General features: G+C 72.0%; 24 protein-coding genes. 16 read left to right on the top strand and 8 right to left on the bottom strand.

Annotated elements, in window-relative coordinates; genetic code table 11:
* Entirely contained in the window at positions 1-1101 is a 1101-nt protein-coding gene (locus I5071_RS35940; protein ID WP_236517870.1) for a peptide-N-glycosidase F-related protein, read from the top strand.
* Between the two features lie 58 nt (positions 1102-1159).
* Here the strand turns inward: I5071_RS35940 and I5071_RS35935 are convergent, their stop codons facing one another.
* Positions 1160-2068, bottom strand: a complete 909-nt coding sequence (locus tag I5071_RS35935) for an RluA family pseudouridine synthase (protein ID WP_236517869.1) — start codon at positions 2066-2068, stop codon at positions 1160-1162.
* Positions 2069-2247: 179 nt separating this feature from the next.
* On the opposite strand from I5071_RS35935, the gene dnaJ reads away from it, so the two are divergent.
* Complete coding sequence (gene dnaJ, locus I5071_RS35930; protein ID WP_236517868.1) at positions 2248-3354, top strand: molecular chaperone DnaJ; 1107 nt, start codon at positions 2248-2250, stop codon at positions 3352-3354.
* A gap of 65 nt (positions 3355-3419) precedes the next feature.
* On the opposite strand, the gene I5071_RS35925 is transcribed toward dnaJ, so the two are convergent.
* Positions 3420-4256 (bottom strand): SDR family oxidoreductase, encoded by an 837-nt coding sequence (locus I5071_RS35925; protein ID WP_236517867.1) that lies wholly within the window; start codon positions 4254-4256, stop codon positions 3420-3422.
* Between the two features lie 90 nt (positions 4257-4346).
* Between I5071_RS35925 and I5071_RS35920 the strand changes: the two genes are divergently transcribed.
* Positions 4347-5237, top strand: a complete 891-nt coding sequence (locus tag I5071_RS35920; protein ID WP_236517866.1) for a LysR family transcriptional regulator — start codon at positions 4347-4349, stop codon at positions 5235-5237.
* A 25-nt stretch (positions 5238-5262) separates the two neighbouring features.
* The gene (locus tag I5071_RS35915) at positions 5263-6564 is read left to right on the top strand and encodes a FliI/YscN family ATPase (RefSeq protein ID WP_236517865.1); all 1302 of its coding nucleotides are present in this window, start codon (positions 5263-5265) and stop codon (positions 6562-6564) included.
* Positions 6565-6592: 28 nt separating this feature from the next.
* On the opposite strand, the gene I5071_RS35910 is transcribed toward I5071_RS35915, so the two are convergent.
* Complete coding sequence (locus I5071_RS35910) at positions 6593-8386, bottom strand: hypothetical protein (protein WP_236517864.1); 1794 nt, start codon at positions 8384-8386, stop codon at positions 6593-6595.
* A gap of 307 nt (positions 8387-8693) precedes the next feature.
* Between I5071_RS35910 and I5071_RS35905 the strand changes: the two genes are divergently transcribed.
* Positions 8694-9524 (top strand): alpha/beta fold hydrolase, encoded by an 831-nt coding sequence (locus tag I5071_RS35905; RefSeq protein ID WP_236517863.1) that lies wholly within the window; start codon positions 8694-8696, stop codon positions 9522-9524.
* A gap of 268 nt (positions 9525-9792) precedes the next feature.
* Here I5071_RS35905 and I5071_RS35900 read toward each other — a convergent pair whose 3' ends face one another.
* Positions 9793-10095, bottom strand: a complete 303-nt coding sequence (locus I5071_RS35900; RefSeq protein ID WP_236517862.1) for a hypothetical protein — start codon at positions 10093-10095, stop codon at positions 9793-9795.
* Between the two features lie 124 nt (positions 10096-10219).
* On the opposite strand from I5071_RS35900, the gene I5071_RS35895 reads away from it, so the two are divergent.
* From I5071_RS35895 to I5071_RS35860, 8 genes are all read left to right on the top strand, one after another.
* The gene (locus I5071_RS35895) at positions 10220-11548 is read left to right on the top strand and encodes a DUF6209 family protein (protein WP_236517861.1); all 1329 of its coding nucleotides are present in this window, start codon (positions 10220-10222) and stop codon (positions 11546-11548) included.
* Between the two features lie 83 nt (positions 11549-11631).
* Positions 11632-12447, top strand: coding sequence for a hypothetical protein (locus I5071_RS35890; RefSeq protein ID WP_236517860.1), 816 nt, complete (start codon positions 11632-11634; stop codon positions 12445-12447).
* A complete protein-coding gene (locus I5071_RS35885; RefSeq protein WP_236517859.1) occupies positions 12440-13234 on the top strand; it encodes a hypothetical protein in 795 nt (264 codons plus the stop codon). The genes I5071_RS35890 and I5071_RS35885 overlap by 8 nt, the downstream gene beginning before the upstream one ends.
* Positions 13227-14036: a hypothetical protein gene (locus tag I5071_RS35880; RefSeq protein WP_236517858.1), complete on the top strand. Its 810-nt coding sequence runs from the start codon at positions 13227-13229 to the stop codon at positions 14034-14036. Before I5071_RS35885 ends, I5071_RS35880 begins: the two co-directional genes overlap by 8 nt.
* A complete protein-coding gene (locus I5071_RS35875; RefSeq protein WP_236517857.1) occupies positions 14029-14844 on the top strand; it encodes a hypothetical protein in 816 nt (271 codons plus the stop codon). The genes I5071_RS35880 and I5071_RS35875 overlap by 8 nt, the downstream gene beginning before the upstream one ends.
* Complete coding sequence (locus I5071_RS35870) at positions 14837-15637, top strand: hypothetical protein (protein ID WP_236517856.1); 801 nt, start codon at positions 14837-14839, stop codon at positions 15635-15637. Before I5071_RS35875 ends, I5071_RS35870 begins: the two co-directional genes overlap by 8 nt.
* Positions 15630-16421 carry a hypothetical protein gene (locus I5071_RS35865; RefSeq protein ID WP_236517855.1) on the top strand — a complete coding sequence of 264 codons (792 nt, stop codon included), beginning with the start codon at positions 15630-15632 and terminating at the stop codon, positions 16419-16421. The genes I5071_RS35870 and I5071_RS35865 overlap by 8 nt, the downstream gene beginning before the upstream one ends.
* Positions 16422-16784: 363 nt before the next feature.
* Positions 16785-17021 carry a hypothetical protein gene (locus tag I5071_RS35860; protein WP_236517854.1) on the top strand — a complete coding sequence of 79 codons (237 nt, stop codon included), beginning with the start codon at positions 16785-16787 and terminating at the stop codon, positions 17019-17021.
* A gap of 227 nt (positions 17022-17248) precedes the next feature.
* Here the strand turns inward: I5071_RS35860 and I5071_RS35855 are convergent, their stop codons facing one another.
* On the bottom strand, positions 17249-17749 hold the full coding sequence (locus I5071_RS35855; protein WP_236517853.1) for an OmpA family protein: 501 nt from the start codon (positions 17747-17749) through the stop codon (positions 17249-17251).
* A 171-nt stretch (positions 17750-17920) separates the two neighbouring features.
* On the opposite strand from I5071_RS35855, the gene I5071_RS35850 reads away from it, so the two are divergent.
* From I5071_RS35850 to I5071_RS35840, 3 genes are read left to right on the top strand one after another with little or no spacing between them, the layout of a single operon-like run.
* On the top strand, positions 17921-18166 hold the full coding sequence (locus I5071_RS35850) for a hypothetical protein (RefSeq protein ID WP_236517852.1): 246 nt from the start codon (positions 17921-17923) through the stop codon (positions 18164-18166).
* Entirely contained in the window at positions 18163-18411 is a 249-nt protein-coding gene (locus tag I5071_RS35845) for a hypothetical protein (RefSeq protein ID WP_236517851.1), read from the top strand. The genes I5071_RS35850 and I5071_RS35845 overlap by 4 nt, the downstream gene beginning before the upstream one ends.
* Positions 18408-19262, top strand: coding sequence for a ferritin-like domain-containing protein (locus I5071_RS35840; protein WP_236517850.1), 855 nt, complete (start codon positions 18408-18410; stop codon positions 19260-19262). The genes I5071_RS35845 and I5071_RS35840 overlap by 4 nt, the downstream gene beginning before the upstream one ends.
* 15 nt (positions 19263-19277) lie before the next feature.
* On the opposite strand, the gene I5071_RS35835 is transcribed toward I5071_RS35840, so the two are convergent.
* The 3 genes from I5071_RS35835 to I5071_RS35825 form a co-directional block, all read right to left on the bottom strand.
* Positions 19278-19526 carry a hypothetical protein gene (locus I5071_RS35835; protein WP_236517849.1) on the bottom strand — a complete coding sequence of 83 codons (249 nt, stop codon included), beginning with the start codon at positions 19524-19526 and terminating at the stop codon, positions 19278-19280.
* Between the two features lie 73 nt (positions 19527-19599).
* A complete protein-coding gene (locus tag I5071_RS35830; RefSeq protein ID WP_236517848.1) occupies positions 19600-19797 on the bottom strand; it encodes a hypothetical protein in 198 nt (65 codons plus the stop codon).
* A 4-nt stretch (positions 19798-19801) separates the two neighbouring features.
* The gene (locus tag I5071_RS35825) at positions 19802-20455 is read right to left on the bottom strand and encodes an RNA polymerase sigma factor (protein WP_236517847.1); all 654 of its coding nucleotides are present in this window, start codon (positions 20453-20455) and stop codon (positions 19802-19804) included.
* Between the last annotated feature and the right edge of the window lie 84 nt (positions 20456-20539).

The raw sequence follows: 20539 nt of genomic DNA, 5'->3' as shown, positions 1-20539 counted from the left end.
GTGAGCGTCGACGACACCAAGCGCGCCCTTTGTCTCGTTCTCTGTCTGCTCGCCGCGGGGTGTGGTGACGACGACGATCCCGGCGGCGATGCGGGCGGGGTCGATGGGGGCACCCAGGAGCCCGACGCGGGCGGCGGGCCCACCGAGCCGCTCACCGTCGTCGCGATGGACGGCGAGCACGTCCACTTCACCGTCGAGAATCGACGCCGCGTGAACGTCGAGGTCGACTTCCCCGCGCTCGATCAGCGTTACGGCGAGGTGATCATGCACTTCGCGCTGCGCTGCCCGCCCGACGGCGGATGCGACTGGTGGGATCGTCGCGGCGCGCTGATGATCGTCGAGAACCCCGGCGTTCCCGAGGAAGAAGAGCAGCGCATCGAGATCTCGCGCTTCGTGACGCCCTACCGCGTGGGCGCGTCGTGGGACGTCGACGTGACCGATCTGCGCCCGCTGCTCTCCGGGCGTCGCACGCTCCAGGTGTTCATCGACACGTGGGTCGGCCCGGGGCACGCGAACGGCGCGGGCTGGCTCGTCGACGTGTCCTTCGAGCTCCGTCCCGGCGCGCTCGAGCGCCGGGCGATGGCGGTGGTGCCGTTGTTCCGGTCGCAGCAGCCGGTCTACGGCGATCCCGCGCGCAGCATCCCGAGCCAGGTCCCGCCGGTCACGCTCGATGTCCCGACGGGCGCGTCGGCGCTCGCGATCCGCACGTTCATCACCGGCCACGGCCAAGGAAACGCCGAGAATTGCGCGGAATTCTGCGCGCGCGATCACACCTTCTCGGTCGAGGGCGAGGCGTTCACCCGCAACATCTGGCGCGACGACTGCGCGACGACCGCAGCCCCGGGCCAGGCCGGCACGTACACGTATCCGCGCGCCGGCTGGTGCCCGGGCGCCGTGGTGCACGACTGGACCTTCGCCGTGCCGCTCCCGACCGACAGCACGGTGGAGGTCGGCTACGACGTCGCTGCCTACGAGAACTCGTGCCGTCCCGGCGTGACCGTCTGCGCGGGCTGCACGCTCGGCACGGGCTGCGAGTACGACGGAGGGGCCCACACCGAGCCCCACTACGATCTCTCGGCGCTGCTGATCGCCTACGAGTGAGCCGGCGAAAATCGGCTCGCCCGCGGGTCCCTACCGTCCGCGCGCTCCCGTCCGGGACTCAACGCGCGGTCTCGATCGCGGCCTGCAGGTCTCGCGGGAGCGGCGACGTGAACCGCATCGGGCGGCCGTCGTGGGGATGCTCGAACGCGACCCGCGACGCGTGGAGGAAGTGGCGCGCCAGCCCGGGCAGCGCGCTTCCTCCGTAGAGCGCGTCGCCGACCAGCGGGTGGCCGATCGCCGCGAGGTGCGCGCGCACCTGGTGTCTCGTCGCGTGCGAGGCCGACACCTCGACCCGCGTGTACACGCCGATCGGCTCGGCCTTCAGCACCTCGGTGCGCGCCGGACGCGCGCCCTTCACGTCGATCGTGACGACGCGGCGCGGATCGCGGGGATGCGGCCCGATCGGCAGGTCGATCACCTGCGGCGCATCCACGCGGCCCTCGACCAGCGCGACGTAGCGCTTGTCGATGTGGCCTTCCTTCAGCGCGGTGCGCAGCGCCTCGAACGTGAGCTCGTCGCGCGCCGCGACGATCAGCCCGCTCGTGTCGGTGTCGAGCCGGTGCAGGATCCCCGGCTCGCGCAGTCGATACCCGACCCCGCTCATCTCGGGATACCGTGCGACCAGCGCGCTCGCGATCGTGCCGATCTCGTTCTCGCGCAGCGGATGGCTGGGCACCCCCGCGGGCTTGTCGACCACGACGATCCACGGATCTTCGTGCACCACGTGGAGCGGCAGCTTCGCGTCGGGACGCGCGTGGAAGTCGCTGGGCGCCGGCGCGCGCGCGAGCACCACGCGATCCCCGGGCGCCAGCCGCAGGCCCTTGCGCGGGCTGCGGCCGTTCACGCGAATGGCCCCGCTCTCGACCATCTCGCGCGCCTTCGCGCGGCTCATCCCCGGAACACGGCGCACCAGCACGACATCGAGCCGCAGCCCGGCCTCGGCCGCCTCGACCTCCAGCTCGATCACGCCCAGCCCACCTGCGTCACTCGCCCATCCACTTCGAAACGCGGGGCCTGGCCCGAGGGCCCGTGGGGTAGCCGATGCGCCCGCTCCGCGCCACGTCCCGGTCGAGCCCTTGGCCATCCCGCGCTACCGCCGTAAGATCGCGGCGCTTTCGCGGCAGTCCGCGGATCAGCGAACAACTCATGGCTCCTCCGAAGCGCGACTACTACGAGTCCTTGGGCGTCGGGAAGACCGCAACTCCCGACGACATCAAGCAGGCGTATCGCCAGCTCGCGAAGCAGTGGCATCCCGACCGCAATCAGGGCGACCCGTCCGCCGAGGAGAAGTTCAAGGAGATCAGCGAAGCGTACTCGGTGCTCATCGACGTCGAGAAGCGCCGTCGCTACGACCGCATGGGGCACGCCGCGTTCGGCGGGGCCGCGGACTACGAGCGCATCGACTTCCGCGCGGTGAGCGAGATCCTCGAGGGCCTGATGGGCGAGGTGTTCGGGCTCTCGGGCGCGGCGCGCCGGGCGCGCCAGGGCACCGACATCGAGCTCGAGCTCGAGATCTCGTTCGAAGAGGCCGCGCTGGGCACCGAGAAGCCGATCCAGGTGCCGCGCCTCGTGACCTGCGGCACCTGCGAGGGCTCGGGCGCCGCGAAGGGCTCGAAGGTCGAGCGCTGCCACGCCTGCAACGGCGTCGGCGAGGTGAAGTTCCAGCGGGGGTTCTTCTCGGCGTCGCGCCCCTGCTCCTCGTGCGGCGGGACCGGCAAGCGCATCGAGACGCCGTGCCCGACCTGCAAGGGCAAGACGGTCGTGCCGAGCCACGAGGAGATGCTCGTGAAGGTCCCGCCGGGGGTCGAGGACGGCGCGATCCGCAGCGTGCGCGGCGCGGGCGAGCGCGGGCGCCACGGCGGCCCGCCCGGCGATCTGCACGTGCGGATCCGGGTGCGCGCTCACCCGCTGTTCAAGCGCGACGGCGCGGACATCAAGGTCACGATCCCGGTGAGCTTTCCCCAGGTCGTGCTGGGCACCCAGGTGGACATCCCCACGCTCGAGGGCCGCGTGAAGATGAAGGTGCCGCCGGGCACCCAGAGCGGGAAGGTGTTCCGCCTGCGCGGAAAGGGCATCGAGGTGCTCGGCGGCGCGGGCAAGGGCGATCAGCTGGTGCAGATCGTCGTCGAGGTGCCGTCGAACATCACGAAGCGCCAGCGCAAGCTGATCGAGGAGCTCGCGGCGGAGTTCGGCGAGGACGTGCACCCGCAGCAGAAGAGCTTCCTCGACAAGCTCAAGGGCTTGTTCGAGTAGTCGAAGGCTGTCGAAACATCGAGTCGGCCGCCGCGCGAGATCGAGCGGGGCTGGGGGGCCGAAGCTCAGCCGCGGAAGCCGAAGCGCGCTCGCATCGTGCGGAGGTACTCGTCCTCCGAGGTCGAGCGACGCAGCGCGACCATCGGCTCGATGTCGGGGGTCGCGACGTAGCGCAGGCGATCGGTGCCGTCGGTCGCCGCGCCGAAGATCACCGCGGCCACGTCGGCCGAGGTCGCGGTGCGGCGCTCCGCGAGCAGCTCGTCGAAGCGCGCCATCGTCGCGGTCACGAACGGGTCGTAGTCGGAGATCGCGCGGTTGCGCGCGGCCTCGCCGAACGCGCGCTCGTTGAAGCGGGTGCTGAGCACGCCCCCGGGCTCGATCAGCTTCACCGCGATCCCGAGCGGCGCGAGCTCGTACGAGAGCGACTCCGAGAAGCCCTCCACCGCGAACTTGCTGGCGCTGTAGAGCGAGCTCATCGGCAGCGTGAACACGCCCGCGCCCGAGGTGACGTTCACCACCACGCCCGAGCGCTGCGCGCGCAGCTGCGGCAGCACCGCGCGGGTGACGTCCATCAGCCCGATCACGTTCACCTCGAGCTGCTCGAGCACCTTCTCCCGCGGCGTCGCCTCGAAGAGCCCGAAGAGGCCGAAGCCCGCGTTGTTCACCACCACGTCGATCCGCCCGAAGCGCGCGATCGTGGCCTCCACTGCGGCGTCGATGCTCGCGCGATCCTGCACGTCGAGCGGCGTGACCAGCACGTTCGGCAGCTCCGCGAGCTCTCTCGCGTCGCTCGGCGTGCGCATCGTGGCGACGACGTTCCAGCCCTGCGCGGCGAAGTGCTTCGCGATGTCGCGCCCGAACCCGCTCGAGCTCCCAGTGACGAGGACGGTCTTGTTCTGCACGTGCTCTCTCCTTCGCGGAGATGGATGGTGCTCTCGCGCTGTGCGAACAATCGGTGCAATCCGAGATGCTCTGATGAGAGATTTCGAACGATGAGCGTCCCCGATCTCCAAGCGTTCGTCGCGGTCGCGACCCATCGCAGCTTCCGCGCCGCGGCGACCGAGCTCGGCGTCTCGCCCTCGGCGCTGAGCCACACCATCGCGACGCTCGAGCAGCGGCTCGGCGTGCGCCTGCTCCACCGCACCACGCGCAGCGTCTCGCTCACCGACGCCGGCGCGCACCTGCTCGCGCGCATCGGCCCGCCGCTCCGCGAGATCGCGGGTGCGCTCGAGTCGGTGGACGACTTCCGCGACACCCCGCGCGGCACCCTGCGCATCACGACGTCACGGGGCGCCGCGCGCTACGTGCTGATGCCGATCGTGCTCGAGTTCCGGCGGCGCTTCCCCGAGGTGCAGGTCGATCTCGTGACCGAGGAGCGGCTCGTCGACATCGTCGCCGAGGGGCTCGATGCGGGCGTGCGGGTGCGCGATCTCGTGCCGAAGGACATGGTCGCGATCCCCTGCGGCCCGCAGCGCGTCGGCTTCGCGATCGTGGGCGCGCCCTCGTACTTCGAGGGTCGCACCCGCCCGAGGAAGCCCGGGGATCTGCTGGAGCACGAGTGCATCCGGTTCCGTATGCCGAGCGGGACGATCTATCGCTGGGAGCTCGAGAAGCGCGGCAAGGAGGTCGTGCTCGACGTGCAGGGCGCGCTGACGCTCGGCGACGAGGAGCTGGTGCGGAGGGCCGCGCTCGACGGCGCGGGGCTCGCCTATCTGAGCGACTGGGCGGTGCACGAGGATCTCGCGGCGCGCCGGCTCGTCCGCGTGCTCGCGGGGTGGACGCCCGATTCCTCGGGGCTCGCGCTGTTCCATCCGAGCCATCGCTACGTGAGCGCGAGCCTGCGCGCGTTCATCGGCGTGATGCGCGAGCTCGCTCCGCGATGAGCCGCTTCGAGTACGATCGCGCGCGATGACGTTCGACCTCGCGCGATCGCTCGCGGCGCTGCGGCGCGCCGACACCGTGCGCGTCACCGGCAGCGTGCGCGAGCTCGTCGGGCTCTCGATCCGCGCTGCGGTGCCCGGCGTGCGGCTCGGCGAGATCGTCGAGATCGAGCGGCGCGCTCATCCGCCGCTGCTCGCCGAGGTCGTCGGGTTCCATCTCGACGATGCGACGCTGATGCCGCTCGGCTCCGCGGAAGGCGTCGGCGCCGACGATCCGGTGCGCCCGACCGGAAGGCCGCTCTCGGTGCGGGTGAGCGAGCAGGTGCTGGGGCGCGTGCTCGGTGGGCTCGGCGATCCCATCGACGGCGGCCCGGCGATCGAGGGCGAGGAGTGGGACGTCATGCGCCCGCCGCCGAGCCCGATCGCGCGGCCTCGCATCACGCGCCCGCTCGCGCTGGGCGTGCGTGCGATCGACGCGCTCGCGACCGTCGGAGAAGGACAGCGCATCGGGCTCTTCGCGGGCAGCGGCGTGGGCAAGAGCACGCTGCTCGGACAGATCGCACGCCAGGCCGATGCCGACGTGTTCGTGGTGTGCCTCGTGGGCGAGCGCGGTCGCGAGGTGCGCGAGTTCCTCGAGGACGCGCTGGGCGAGGACGGCCGCGCGCGCGGCGTCGTGGTCTGCGCGACGAGCGACACGCCGTCGCTCGTGCGCATGCGCAGCGCGTGGGTCGCGACCGCGATCGCCGAGTGGTTCCGCGATCGCGGCAAGCGCGTGCTGCTCATGATGGACTCGCTCACTCGCTTCGCGCGCGCCGGGCGCGAGGTGGGCCTGGCGGCGGGCGAGCCGCCGGCGCGCCGCGGCTATCCGCCCTCGACGTTCGCGATGCTCCCCCAGCTGCTCGAGCGCAGCGGCACCAGCGAGCACGGATCGATCACCGCGTTCTACACGGTGCTGGTCGAGGGCGGCGACATGGAGGAGCCGATCGCCGACGAGGTGCGCGGCATCCTCGACGGCCACGTCGTGCTCGATCGCGCGCTCGGCGCGCGCGGTCGCTGGCCCGCGATCGATCCGCTCGTCTCGCTCTCGCGGGTGATGGACGCGATCACCACGCCCGCACATCGCGACGCGGCCGCGCGCCTGCGCGCGCACCTCGCGCTCTACGAGAGCAAGCGCGACCTCGTGATGCTCGGTGCCTACAAGCGCGGCAGCGATCCCCGGCTCGATGCGGCGCTGTCGCGCATCGACGCGATCGAGGCGTTCCTGCGGCAGGGCAAGCACGAGCGCACGACGCTCGAGGACGCCGTCGCCCAGCTCGCGCGCATCGCGTGACGCGCGCGAGCGGACGACGACCCAGAGCTCACGCGGGCTGCGGAGAGAGCCACTCGCCTTCGAGCACCAGCGAGGCCGCGGTGATGCGCCAGATGAAGTCGACCAGCACGCCGTGGGTGAGCCCCAGCGACTCGTGCGCTGCGCCACCCTCGAGCAGCGCGGCACGCACCGTGGGATCGACGCACTCGGCCACCGCAGCGCCGCTCTTGGTCTCGAGCACGAGCCGACGGAAGGTCGACCACACCAGCCCGAGCCGGCGCTCCGGCGAAGCCCGGCCGCGCCCCGGCTCCTGCGGCAGCACGAACGGCGTGTTGCGCTCTTCGTAGCCGTCGGGGAACGGGGACGCGTCCTTGCCCGCGCGATCGAACTTCCACTGATCCTCGTACAGCGGAATGCGCTCGATCCCGGGCTTGGCGATCTGGATCATCGCCGCGTAGAACGCCCGCTCGCTGCTGCGATCGTAGACCGAGATCTGCGAGATCGCGGAGAGCACGCGCTCGTCCATGCAGAGCCACACGTACGGGCGCTGGCGAGAGCCCGCGAGGTACGAGCCGTTGATCCAGCGCGTCATCCGATAGTCGCTGTACATCCAGTACGCGGCCTCGGCGGGATGAGAGAGGGTCCAGCCGTCGATGATCTCGTCGACGCGGCGCGCTCGCTCGTCCGCCAGCTCGGGCACCACGAGCTTCCGCAGTCCGTCGCAGTGCCCGTGCATGCGCTCGCGGACCTTCAGCGCGTCGCCCATGACGATCCCGTATCCGCCGCGCGGGTGATGCGCCTGCCCGTCGATGAACGGCTGGCCATCGGATCGATCGAGCGACCCGAACACGAGCTGACGATTCTCCGAGAGGAGCCCGTCGCTGCGACGGAGGTTCCGGTACACCGTCGCGAGGACGTTCTCGGGCGTCGCGATCGGCATGGTCCCGATGCGATGCGGGATCCCGAAGTGATCCGCGACGACTCGGGCGAGCGGTCCTTCACCGGCATGGGTCTCGGAGTACGTCACCGACTCCACGTCGGCGCCCGCACGCGAGAGGACGGCCGCGACGTAGCGACTGTCCTTGCCTCCGCTCAGCCGGAGCTCCGCCTTCGGCATGCCGCGCAGGACCGACGCTGCGCCCAGGCTCTCGTGCGCGAGCTCGTCGATCGCTTCCTTGCTGCCGTCCGGATAGCTCCGGCGCTGCAGCGGGACCGGGTGCGGGCGATGCTCGAGCCGGCCGTCGGCGTTCACCACGATCATCGATCGCGGCTCGATGTGTCGCGTGCCCTCGTAGGGCGTGTCGTCCCACAGCGTGCTGCCGGCGATCACGATCTGATGCGCCCAGCGCACCGAGAACGTGGGCCGCGTCGTCTCGAAGCCGACCACGTGCGAGAGCAGCGGTCGGTTGCTGATCGCGATGCACCGCGGGCCGACCGTGTAGAACACGCTCTGCACCCCCGCGTGGCTCGACCACGCGAAGCACTGCCCGTGGTTCGTGTCGGCGAGGAAGTACGCGGCGATCCCGCCCGGCGACTCGTCGAGGACGAGCCGGCCTTCGCGCTGCGCGAGCTTGGCGGCGATGGTCGCCGGGTCGCGCCACTCCGGCCGCACGTACCCGGTGTAGACGAACGCGCGCTGTCGCTTCACGCGATGCATCTTGATCTCGCCGCGCCCGTTCGATGGCGTGAGGTGCACCATCGCGAAGCTCGAGCTCCAGTCGAACCACACGTCGGCCGTGGTCGTCTCCGGATCGACGAACGCCTCGAGCACGGAGTTGATCTCGGGGAGCAGGTCTTCGAGCGTGTGACCTCTCCGGCAGCAAACCATCACGACATCGCGCATCGACTCACCTCATGGACCAAGCGATTGCACACGACGAGGTCGCCGCGCGCGCGGGAGCGCCGGACGCGTCGAGCTCGCAAAGTCGAGTGGTCGGTGCACGGGCGCAGCTCGGCTGGCAATGGAGATCGCGACGCGCGCATCCGACGTTCGCGGCATGGCAGCACGCCTCGCATCAGTCAAATGCAGGCGTGATGCTCGACGCGAGCACGTGCGGGGACCATAAGAAACGTACGTGGAGCCAACAGCCATGCCCCCGGGACTCCGACGGCCGCAACGCGCTCGCGGAACACAGTTCGAGCAGCACGACGTGGACGTGCTGGGCATGCGCCTCCGGTACATCGACGTCGGTCCGACCGAGCGCGATGCGGACCCGACACCGCTGCTGCTGGTGCACGGCCACACATCGCGCATCGAGGAGTACGACGATCTCGTCCCGCACCTCGCGCGGCGTCATCGCGTGCTGGTCGCGGACCTACCGGGGTGCGGCTACTCGGAGAAGCCGAACCGCCCCTACTCGCTGCAGCTCTACGAGGACACGCTGCTCGGCTTCCTCGACGTGGTCGGAGTGCAGCGGGCGCGCGTCGGGGGCGGCAGCCTCGGTGGCAATCTGACGCTGCGCCTCGGTCATCGTGTCCCCGATCGTTTCCCCGAGCTCGCGGCGTGGGCGCCGGCGGGCGCGTGGCAGCCCGCGAAGCTGGTCGCCGACGTGGGCAAGGCGCTCGGTCGCGCCGCGGGGCGATTCCTCTTCTGGCCCTTCGTCTGGGTGCAGTCGCGGTACTGGTACGAGGCGCGTTGGCCCAAGCGCGATCAGACGCTGCGCGACACGTTCGCGTACTACCGCGAGGTCATGGGGCCGGGCTTCGCGCGCATGTACTTCGAGGTCGCGTTCGACCAGTTCCTGCACACGCACTTCGCGTACGCCGAGCGCATCACCCAGCCGACGCTGCTCGGATGGGGCGATCGCGATCACGGGCTCGGCATGGGCGAAGGCGTGAAGCGCCTCGCGGGGATGATCCCGCGCGCCGAGCTCAAGGTGTTCCCCGGCGCGCGCCACTCGCTCGCCAACGAAGTCCCCGAGCAGCTCGCGAGCGCGGTGCTCGAGTTCTTCGGCCGGTCGCACCCCACCCTCGCCCGCTGAGTCCTCACCGGAGTGCTCGTCCCGCGGGTCCCGGACGGGAGCGCGCGGAGCGCGCGGACGGTAGGGACCGGCGGGCGAGCCGATTTGAGTCCTCACCGGAGTGCTCGTCCCGCAGGTCCCGGACGGGAGCGCGCGAAGCGCGCGGACGGGAGCGACCGGCGGGCGAGCCGATTTGAGTCCTCACCGGAGTGCTCGTCCCGCAGGTCCCGGACGACCGGCGGGCGAGCCGATCTTCGCCAGTCCTCGAGATCGTTGGAGCTCCAACGATCTACGGGACCTCGCAGCGCACGACGCTGACCAGCGGGCGTGATCCGTCGTTGGCGTCGGCGCGCGTGGGCTCGCAGCGCGCGGACGTCGCGCGCTCGTCGCAGTAGTCGTCCTCGGGCGCGTCGCAGCCGACGTCGGGGGCGCAGGCCCAGACCTCGGGCGCTGCGCCGGTGAACGAGATCACGCCGACGCACGCCTCGTCGGGCGCGCAGAAGAGATACGCGCCGACCGGGCCGCACGCGTAGGAGCCGTCGGGCTCGACGCATCCGACGCCGAGGAGCGCGAGGACGAGCAGCGGGCGCATCGCGATCGAGCGTGCGCCCGCGAGGCCGTCGTGACGAGCGTCGCGGGTGTGAGGCGACGTGGTTGCCTCGCCTCCCGACGATGCTAGTCACTCCGGCCTGAGTGACTCCTGCAGGGGATGGAAGATGCGCCCAATCCAGCTCGTGAATTCCGTGCTCGTCGCGCTCGCGCTGGTCGCGTGCGCGCCCGAGGCCGAGGGCTCGATCGCGGTCGATCGCGCGGGGCTCGAGGGCCGCAGCGCCGAGCTCGTGTTCACCGCCGACTTCCAGCAGCGCGTCGAGGGCGCGCTGGTGGCGGGCGGGATCGCGACGATCACCTACGACGCGTCGCGCCTGACGACCTGCCGCGGCGAGCGCTACGGCAACCCGGCGTGGTCGATCTCCGCGCACTACCGCATCGCGGGCGGCGACGTTCGTTCGGTCCACGTCGCGGGCCACGCGCCGGCGCCCGATCAGGTCGGTCTGCCGATCGAGCTGACGCAGGCCGGCGAGCTCGAGGTGTGGTTCGAGAACACGTCGTCGTTCGGCTGTCAGGGCTGGGACTCGGCGTTCGGCGCGAACTACCGCTTCACCATCGAGGCTGCGCCCACCGACGAGGCGCCGATCGCGCGCTTCCCCGCGTCGGGTGGGATCTCGGTGAGCGGCGACGTGCGCCAGAGCGCGCGCCTCACCATCGAGTACGACGTCTCGCGCCTGCCGCAGTGTCGCGACACCCGCTACGGCCTTCCGGCGTGGAGCATCCTCGCGCACTACCGCTTCCCGAGCGGGCGCACCGGGTACGTGCCGGTCACGAGCGGGAGCGGCGTGATCGATCTCGTGGAGAGCGGCGAGCTGCAGCTCTGGTTCGAGAACCAGGGGTACTACGGCTGCCGCGCGTGGGACTCGCTCGATGGCGCGAACCATCGCGTCGTGGTCGACGCCGATCCGCGCGCGCCGGGCTGGATGGGCAACGCGGCGTCGGTGATCGATCGCATGACGTGCGACGGTCCGTGTGATGCGAGCCGTCGCCCGCTCGAGAACGGCTGGACGTACGGCACGTACGCGCGGCAGCGCGCCGCGATCCGCGCGATCTACTTCGACGTGTGGAAGGAGGGCGTGACCGACTTCGACAACGCGAACCTGTGGGCCGACCTCGACGTGCAGGTGCACTATCGCTGGCGCTCGAGCGGTGCGTTCCAGACGCGCTACGTGCGCTTCTTCCGGCGCGTGGGAAACGACGCGCGCTACGAGCTGCCGATGGCGGAGATCGATCCGCTCGCGGGGCCGTACACGCGCACCGATCCGTCGCAGTGCCCCGACGCGGATCTGCGGGTCTCGGGCGACGGCGTCTACGTCGCGGCGAACGTCGAGTACTACTTCACGGTGAACGGCGTCGCGCTGCGTCGCGCCGATGGCGCGAACTTCTTCGGGACGTTCGAGGACTACCGGAATCAGCTCGAGATCTGCCTGCCGTGAGCTGACGACGGGTCGGTGCGGGGAAACGCCCTGCGGCGCGGAAGCGCCGCGGGGCGTTCGTGCGTTCGGGCTAGGCTGTGCGGATGCTCGGGCCAGTCGACGACGAGCGCGTTGCGCGATGGACGATCACGATCCGGCGAACCGCATTCGCCCTGGTGATGGTGCTCGGGGGCGGCATCGTGATCCACGGGTGCGCGGTCGTGGCCGCCACCTCGAGCTTCGACTCTCCCGAGCTGTATCCGCCACAGCCACCCGCTTGGTACGCGTGGATCGCGGCGTGCGCGACGGGCGTGCTCGCGTGGTGGATCGCTGGGCATCGCCGCGACGTCATGTCGACCGCAGGTCTCGCGATGGCGGGCGGCGCGCTCAATTCGCCGCTCGCGTGTCTCGTGATCGGCGTCGTGGAGGCCGTCGCGACCCATCGACTGCGAGCGCTGGGTCCCTGGATCAGGTGCGCGACGGGCGGCTCGCTGATCGGGGTGCCGGTCGGCGCCGTGATCGGCGCGCTCGCGGCCGCGACGTTCGTTCCGCTCGGGCTCGCGCTCGAGCGCGTGTCGCGACGTCCGACGATCACCTCGATGCCGCGCGCGATGTGCGTCGCAGCGGCGTGGACCGCGGTGTGCGCGACGGCGATCGCGTCGGTACGGTGGACCGTCGAGGGTGCACACGAGGGCGCGATCGCGCTGGCGACGAGCGCGACAGTGGTGTTGGTCCTCGCGTGCGTGGAGCTCGTGCGGCGGCGCTGGCGCGTGCGGGCGATCGAGCGCGGTGCGATCGCGGGATGGAGCGTCGAGCGCGACGACCACGGGACGCGCTGGCTGGTGCGCGAGACGCACGCGGGTGAGGGCGCGTATCGCGAGGGCGTGGTGCGGACGCGGTGGGGGCGGCTCGATGCGTGAGCCGATCGACGACGAGCGGGCGCGGCGCGCGATCGACGTGATGCGCAGCCTCGCGTTCGCGGTGGTGGCCGCGGCGCCGGGCGCGCTCGTCGTGCTGTACCTGTCGCAAGCGTGGGTGTTCGGCGAGCCCGAGTGGTCCCAGACGCTCCCCGAGCCGAGCGGGCGCCACGCGTGGGTCGCGGCGGGCACGACCGCGATCCTCGCCGGCATCGCCGCGTGGCGCGCGAGGGCGATCGACGATGTGCTCAAGCGCGCGGCGATCGCGGGCGCGGCGCATGGGCCGATCGTGATGATGGCGTTCGCGATCATGGTCGGGATCGAGCAGCGATCGACGGCGCGGGCCGCCGAGCTGATGGGCCTCGGCATCTGCGGCCTGGCGTGCAGCGGGACGGTCGGGCTCTCGGTCGGGAGCGTGTTCGGTGCGTGGCTCGCGCCGCTGGTGGGCGTGCTCGCGCGTGACGTGGCGAAGCCGACGATCACCAGCGTGCCGCGCGCGATCTTCGTGTGCGCCCTCTGGTGCGCGGTGTCGCTGGCGATCGAGTCGTCGCTCTTCACGAGCGTCGCGGTGCGCGTGCTCGCGGCGAGCGCGGGGCTCGTCGCGCTCGGTGCGCTGGTCGAGATGGTGCGACGGATTCGATGGACTCGGCGGATCACGGTCGGGAGCGCCGAGTGGAGCGTCGAGCGCGGCGAGGACGGGACGCGCTGGCTGGTGCGCGAGGCGCGGGTCGGGGACGGCGCGTATCGCGAGGGTGCGCTGCGCGTGCGGTGGGGACGGCTCGATGGGTGAGCCGATCGACGACCAGCGGGTGCGCCGCGCGATCGACGTGTTGCGCGCAGCGGCGTGCGCCATCGTCACGGCGTTCCCAGGTGGGCTCGCGATCCGTGCGTTCCTGCCGGTCCTCACGTCCGAGCCGGCGTACGACGTGGCGCCTGCGTTCGCAGGATCGCCGTCCGACTACGAGTGGGCAGGCGTGGTGATCGTCGGAGCCCTGGCGGCGTGCGCAGGCTGGCACTCGCGCGACGCCCGCAGCGCACTTCGGGCGATGGCGATCGCCGGCACCGCCTGCGGGCCCGTGACGGTCGGCTTGCTCGGGTCGATCGGGACTCCCGGGCAATGGCCGGAGATCGAGATCTCGGTGCTGTCCGCCACGCTCGCGATGATGTGCAGCACGCCGCTGGGGTTCGTGATCGGGTGGTGCTTCGGGATCGCGTTCTTGCCCCTCGTGAACATGCTCGGTGGCCTCGGCCGGCGGGTCACGATCACGACGATGCCTCGTGCGCTCTGCACGGCAGGGTTGTGGTGCGCGCTCGGGCTCTCGGTCGTGGCGATGTGGCGAGCGCCCATCGCACGGATGCAAGACGTCGCGACCGTGGGGGCCGCGATCGCGTGGGCGGTGGTCGTCGGCGGTGCGGTCGAAGCACTCAGACGGCGTCGGCTCGCACGCCACGCCGCGCGAGGCGAGGCCCGGGGGTGGAGCGTCGCGCAGGCGCCCGACGGGACGCGCTGGCTGGTGCGCGAGGCGCGGGTCGGGGACGGCGCGTATCGCGAGGGTGCGCTGCGCGTGCGGTGGGGGCGGCTCGATGGGTGACGCGGTCGACGACGAGCGGGTCGCGAGGTGGATCGTGACAGTGCGACGCACGGCGTTCGCGTGCGTCGTGCTGGTCGCGAGCGCGATCGTCATCCACGTGCTGCTCGATTGGGCGGCGAACGGCTTGGTCTCGTTCGACGAGTCACCGCCTCCCGTGTTCCCTCCGTTCCATGCCTGGAGCGCGGCGTGCTCGAGCGCGGCGCTCGCGTGGTGGTCCGCAGGCGCTCGGCGCGACGTCGCGTTCAGCGCGGGACTCTCGGCGGTTGCGGGTGCAGTGAATACGCCGCTCACGTTCGTGGTGCTGGGGGTCGTCGACGCGTGCGTGCACGGTGAGCCGCTCAGGGTCCTCGGGTGGAGCTTCTTCGCGCTGCTCGCGTCCATCTTCGCCGCGCCGCTGGGCGCAGTGCTCGGTGCAATCGCGGGCGCGGCGCTCGTGCCGCTCGGCCTCGGGCTCCAGCGGGTCACCGACCCACCGACGATCACGACGAAGCCTCGCGCGCTGCGCATCGCTGCCTCGTGGTGCGCGATCGGCGCGGCGATCGTGGTGCCGTTCGCGGAGGCTCCGACCGGTGCGCGCGAGGTCGCGCTCGTCGTGGTCGTCGTCGCTGTGGGCGGGGTGATCGCCGCGTCGAGCGAGGTGACGCGGCGTCGGTGGATCGTTCGCGGTGTGGAGCGCGGGCGCGTGCCTGGATGGACGATCGACGTGGACGAGCACGGAACGCGGTGGCTGGTGCGCGAGACGCGCGCGGGTGATGGCGCGTATCGCGAGGGCGTGGTGCGCGTGCGCTGGGGGCGGCTCGATGGGTGACGCGGTCGACGACGAGCGGGTCGCACGGTGGACGCTGGCCCTCCGACGCATCGCGTTCGCGCTCGTGGTGATCATCGGGAGCGCGATCGTGATCCACGGATGCGCCTGCGCCGCGACCGAGCCGAGCCCCGACTTCGACACGCGCGCCTGGAAGCCGCCGCCCGTGTGGTACGCATGGGCCGCGGCGTGCGCGACGGGCGTGCTCGCGTGGTGGCTCGCGGGGCATCGACGGGACGTGGTGTTCAGCGCCGGGCTCGCCATGTTCGGCGGCGCGGTGAACTCGCCGCTCGCGTGCTTCGTGATCGGCATCGCGGACGGCATCTCGACGGGGCGCCTCGATGCGCTCGCGCGCTGGTGTGTCTACGCGACGCTCGGCTCGATCATCGGCATGCCGATCGGCGCCGTGGTCGGCGCGTTCGCGGGCGCGGCGCTGGTGCCGCTCGCGCTGGCGCTCGAGCGCGTCGCGCAGCGTCCGACGATCTCCTCGATGCCACGCGCCGTCTGCATCGCCGCCGCGTGGACCACGCTCGGCGCGGGCGTGATCGCGGTCGTGAGTGCGCAAGCGGCCGCGCTCGGGCTCGCCGTGATCGCCGCGCTGGTGCTGGTCGTCGCGTGCGCCGAGCTCGCGCGACGTCGCTGGCGAGCTCGCGCGATCGAGCGCGGTGGGATCGCAGGGTGGTCGATCGAGCGTGACGACGACGGAACGCGGTGGCTGGTGCGCGAGACGCTGGCCGGTGATGGCGCGTATCGCGAGGGTGCGCTGCGCGTGCGGTGGGGACGGCTCGATGGGTGAGCCGATCGACGACGCGCGCATCGCGCGACGGGTCTTCGCGCTGCGCCGCAGCACGTTCGCGTGTGTCGCACTGATCGCCGGCGCGATCGTTCCCGACGCGATTCTGCCGAGCGCCGGACGATACGAGTGGCCGGCGTGCATCGCGGACGCGTGCGCGTGGGCGGTTGGGTGCACGACGGCGGCGCTCGCATGGTGGGCCGTGGGTCGTCGGCGCGACGTCGGGCACGCCGCGGGCCTCTGCGCGATCGCGGGCGGAGTGAGCTCGCCGCTCTCGATCGCGGTGATCGGCTTGGCCGACGTGGTCATGGGCACCGACGTGCTCCATCTCGGCGAGTGGCCAGTCCTGTGGACGTTGTTCCTTTCTGCGCCGATCGGGGCCTTGCTGGGCGCCGCAGGGGCGTTCGCGTTCGCGCTGCTCGGATGGACGCTCGAGAGGACCGTCGAGGTCACGACGATCACGAGCGAGCCGCGCGCGGCGCTCGTCGCAGCGACCTGGTGCGTGCTCTTCGCGAGCCTCGTCGCTTGGATCGGTGAGGACCTCGACGGCACGCGCGAGGCGGCGATCGGTCTCGTCGTGATCGCGGGGATGGTCGCGCTCGCGGCGTCGGTGGAGATCGCGCGGCGACGGAAGCTGGTGCGCGACGTCGAGCGGCACGCGGAGCGCGGCTGGACGATCGAGGCCGAGGCCGACGGATCGCGGTGGTTGGTGCGCGAGACGCACTCGGGTGACGGACCCCATCGCGCGAGCGTGGTGCGCGTGCGGTGGGGCCGACTCGATCGCTGAGCCATTGTCCGCGGCGCGCGGTGCGCCCAGCGTCGATCCGGGCTTCGATGGACGATCAGAGAGCGCGACGCGTGATCGATGGGATCCGCATGGTCGCGTTCGCCGCTGTCGCCGCGATCGCGAGCGTGCTGGTCCTCGGTGCGCCGAGCGTCGGCTTCGGAGGAACCGGCCCGCTGGGGGCAGCCATGTGGCTCGTCGCCGGCCTCGCCGCGATCCTCGCGGGGCTCGCCGCGCGCCGGCCGCGCGACTTCGGTCCCACGATCTCGTCGTGCGCGAGGGCGGGCGCGCTCTTCGGCGTCCTCGTGCTCTTCGGCGCCACCGCGATGCTCACGCTCGACACGGTCCGGCGGCGATCGCTTGGTCGTGCACGCATCGGAGGTCGCAGGCGCGCTCGCGGCGATCGCGATCGCCGTCGGCGTCGGTGCGTGGCTCGAGCAGCGGAGGCGCGACCTCTACGTGGCCAGGGTCGCGCGCGGGCTCGAGCTCGGATGGACCGTCGAGCTCGACGACGAGGGGACCCGCTGGCTCGTGCGCGAGGGACGCACCGGGGACGGTCCGTTCCGGGTCGCGCGCGAGCGCTGGGCCCGGATCGATCACTGAGATCGCGCGCCGACCACGTTCCACACGATCGGTCACCACGAGGTCGCAGCGCAGCAGTCCGCGCGCCGCGTAGTGCAGCGTCTCGAGCAGGCCCGCGCCGTCCGCGACCGTCACGACGTCGAACCCATCGGCGGTCAGCACGTCGGCGATGATCGCGCGCAGCTCGTGGTCGTCGGCGGCGACGACCGCGCACCGGCCCGCGAACGGACGCGCGCAGGCCACCGCGCTCATCGCGCGCTCGCCGGCGTCGCCGGCTCGACCCGGCGATCGTGGGCCATCCCCGCCTCGTCGCGCCCGCTCGCCCACTCCTCGCCGACGCTGCGCACCCGGAGGCGCTCCGCCTCGACGCCCACGCCGACGAGGTAGCCCTGCACCGCGCGGGCGCGGCGATCGCCGAGCGCGAAGTTGTACTCCTCGGTGCCCCGCTCGTCGGCGCCCCCGGTCAACATCACCGCGTCGCTCGGTCGCCCGCGCAGACACCGCGCATCCTGCACCAGCGACTCGCGCCCCCGCGCGTCGATCGTGTTCGAGTCGTACTCGAAGTAGACCGGGGAGAGCGCACAGCCGGTGCCCTCCGCGAGCGATCGCTGGCCTTCGCGCGACGGTGCAGCCGCGCGAGCGACGGACGCGGCGGTGCGGGCGGGCGTGGTCTCTGCGGCGGCGGGCGGCGGGCCTCCACACGCGATCAGCGAAGCGAGCAACGAGACGGCGAGAGCGATCGAGCGCATCGGTGGCGAGACCTCCGAACGCGTCCACCAGCAGCTCGCGTGCCTCGCGTGATCCCGTGCGAATCGGAGCGTGCGCTGCGCTCGGCGCGTCGCGTCCTGCAACGCGCTCGCATTCTGCGACGCGCGCCCGAGTTGCGAGCCACCACACGACGGAGCGATCGTCCCTCGCGCATGACCGATCGCGAGAACGCACGACGCAAGGCGCTCCAGGCGGCGCGCGCGGTGACACTCGGGCTCGCGATCGCCGCGACCACCGCAGGGTGCGAGCAGGTGGTCGATCGCGCGTGCCGGTTCTCGTTCACCGAGAACACGCGCTACTGCTGCGAGCGACAGCCCCTGACGTACTACGACCCGACGACCGGCACCTGCATGCACGCGGTGATCGGTCCCTTCGTGCCGCCGGACATGCCCGCATGAGCGACGACGATCGCCAGAACGCTCGACGCAAGGCGCTGCAGGCCGCGCGCGCCGTCACCCTCGGGCTCGCGATCGCGACGACCGCCGCGGGGTGCGAGCAGGTGATCGATCGCGCGTGCGGCTTCGCGGAGAACACCCGCTACTGCTGCGAGCGCCGCCACTTCATGTGGGACTCGAGCGCGAGCGTGTGCCGTCCGCCGCTGCCGGTGCCCGGCCCGTTCACGCCCCCCGATCTGCCGGCATGACCCGGGGCAAGCTGCGCGTCGACGTCGGTGCCTCGCCGCTCGCGACCGAGCACCTGCGCCTCGTGCGCAGCGCGCTGCGGCGCGGCGAGCTGGTCCCCGAGATCGCGCCCGACGCCCGCCTGACCGGCGACTTCTCGGAGCGCGCGATCACGCTCGCGCGCGCGTCGTGGCTCGCGCGCATGGAGCACGAGCACCAGTCGGCCGCGGTCTTCTCGCGCCTCTTGCCGCACCTGATCGAGGCCGAGGCGCCGCTCGAGTACAAGACCGTCGCGCTCCGCATGTCGATGGACGAGCTGCGTCACGCCGCGCTCTGCGCCGACGTCGTGCGGCTGCTCGGCGGTGAGCCCGAGGTCGAGCGCGAGCTCGCGACCGAGCCGCTCCCCGAGCACGCGGGCACCACTGCGCGCGAGCGTGCGCTGCGCAACGTGCTCTTCGTCTCGTGCCTCAGCGAGAGCATCGCCGCCCCGCTGCTCGCGGCCGAGCGCGAGCTCGCGAGCGAGCCCCACGTGCGCCTGGTGCTCGAGCAGCTCGCCGCCGACGAGACCCTCCACGCGCGCTTCGGATGGGCGTACCTGCGCGACGCGCTCACCGACGCCGAGCGACCCGGATTGCAGCGCTATCTGCCGCTCGCGCTCGGCACGATCGAGGCGCGCATGCACGAGGCGATGACGCTCGAGCTCGGCGTCGACGCGGCGCTCGAGGACGAGCTCGCCGCGCTCGGGGTCACGATGGGCGATCGCAGCCGCGCCCTCATGGACGAGGTGGTCGCGACCGTCGTGCTGCCTGCGCTCGACGCGCTGGGCCTCGACGCTCGACGCGCCTGGGCCGAGCGTGTGACTCGCTGCATGTGATCGCGTGGCCGGCGATCACGCCTCGCGCGGGCCGCCGAACCGGCGCCGCGGCGAGCGGAGCAGGACCGCGGCGACGCCCGCCGCGACCAGCGCGACCACGATGCCGAGCCCGAGCAAGAGCACGAGCGGCGCGAGACCGCTCGTCATCCAGTCACCTTCGGGCAGATCGTCGCCTACGTAGACCTGCTGCGCTTCGGCGCTCGATGCGAGCACCAGGAACGCAGCAGCGCTGATCCACGCAGCGGCTGCGCGCACCCATTCCATGAGGTCCTCCTCGTCCGTTCGTCCGGGCGAGAGGACTGCATCGCGCATGCCGCATGCGCGGCAGAGTTGCGCATCAGCTCACGTCGGCGTCGGTCGCTCCGCCGGGCCGCGACGCGCCGCGACCACCGCCACCGCCGGCGTCGGGATCGGTCGCGGTCTTCGCGCCCGGGCCGAGGTTCCCGCCGACGCGCTCGATCGCGCGGCCGGTCTCCGTGCGCTTCACGACGACGTCGTCGTCGGACAGCGTGCGCTTCTGCTTCGTGTCGCTCACCTGCTCATGCTCTCACGATCGCGCGCATCACGGACGCGCAGATGCGATCGCAGCGCTCGCCGAGGAACGGGAAGAGCTCGCGCGCGCTCGTCTCGAGCCGCTCCTCGATGCCGGCCCGCAGCGCGCGTCGCGCCCGGTGCAGCCGGACGCGCACTGCCTCTTCGGTGAGGCCGAGCACCTCGCCCACTTCGGCGCTCGAGAGCTCCTCGAGGTCGCGCAGCACGAGCACGGTGCGGAACGCCTCGGGGAGCGCGTCGATCTCGCGCTCGAGCATCGCGCGCACCTCGGCGCGGGTGGTCTCGTCCTCGGGGCTCGGCATCGAGGGCGACGCGCGATCCTCGACCAGCTCGAGGTGATCGTGGCCTCGTCCGCGCAGCCGGTGCAGCGCCTCGCGCGCGACGATGCGGGTGAGCCACGTCGAGAAGCGCGCGCGGCCATCCCACTGCGCGAGGTGGGTGTACGCCGAGAGCCACGCCTGTTGTGCCGCGTCCTCGGCCTCCGCCTCGCTGCGCAGGATCGCGCGTGCGGTGCGGAACACGCGCTGGTTGTGGCGTCGCATCAGCGCCTCGAAGCGCGCGGCGTCACCCGCGAGGACCTGCGCGACGACCGCGCCGTCGGTGTCGTCGATGGTGCGGGGAGAGGACACGTCGGGCTTCATGATGCCGATTCGAGGGACGCGACGAGCACGACGTTACACGGTCGCGCTCGGAGGCTTCGCCTCGAAGCGACGGAACGCGTGAAG

Source organism: Sandaracinus amylolyticus, from assembly GCF_021631985.1.
Lineage (GTDB): Bacteria > Myxococcota_A > Polyangia > Polyangiales > Sandaracinaceae > Sandaracinus > Sandaracinus amylolyticus_A.
The sequence above is the reverse complement of the archived record's forward strand: the minus strand, read 5'-3'. Positions and strand labels throughout refer to the sequence as shown.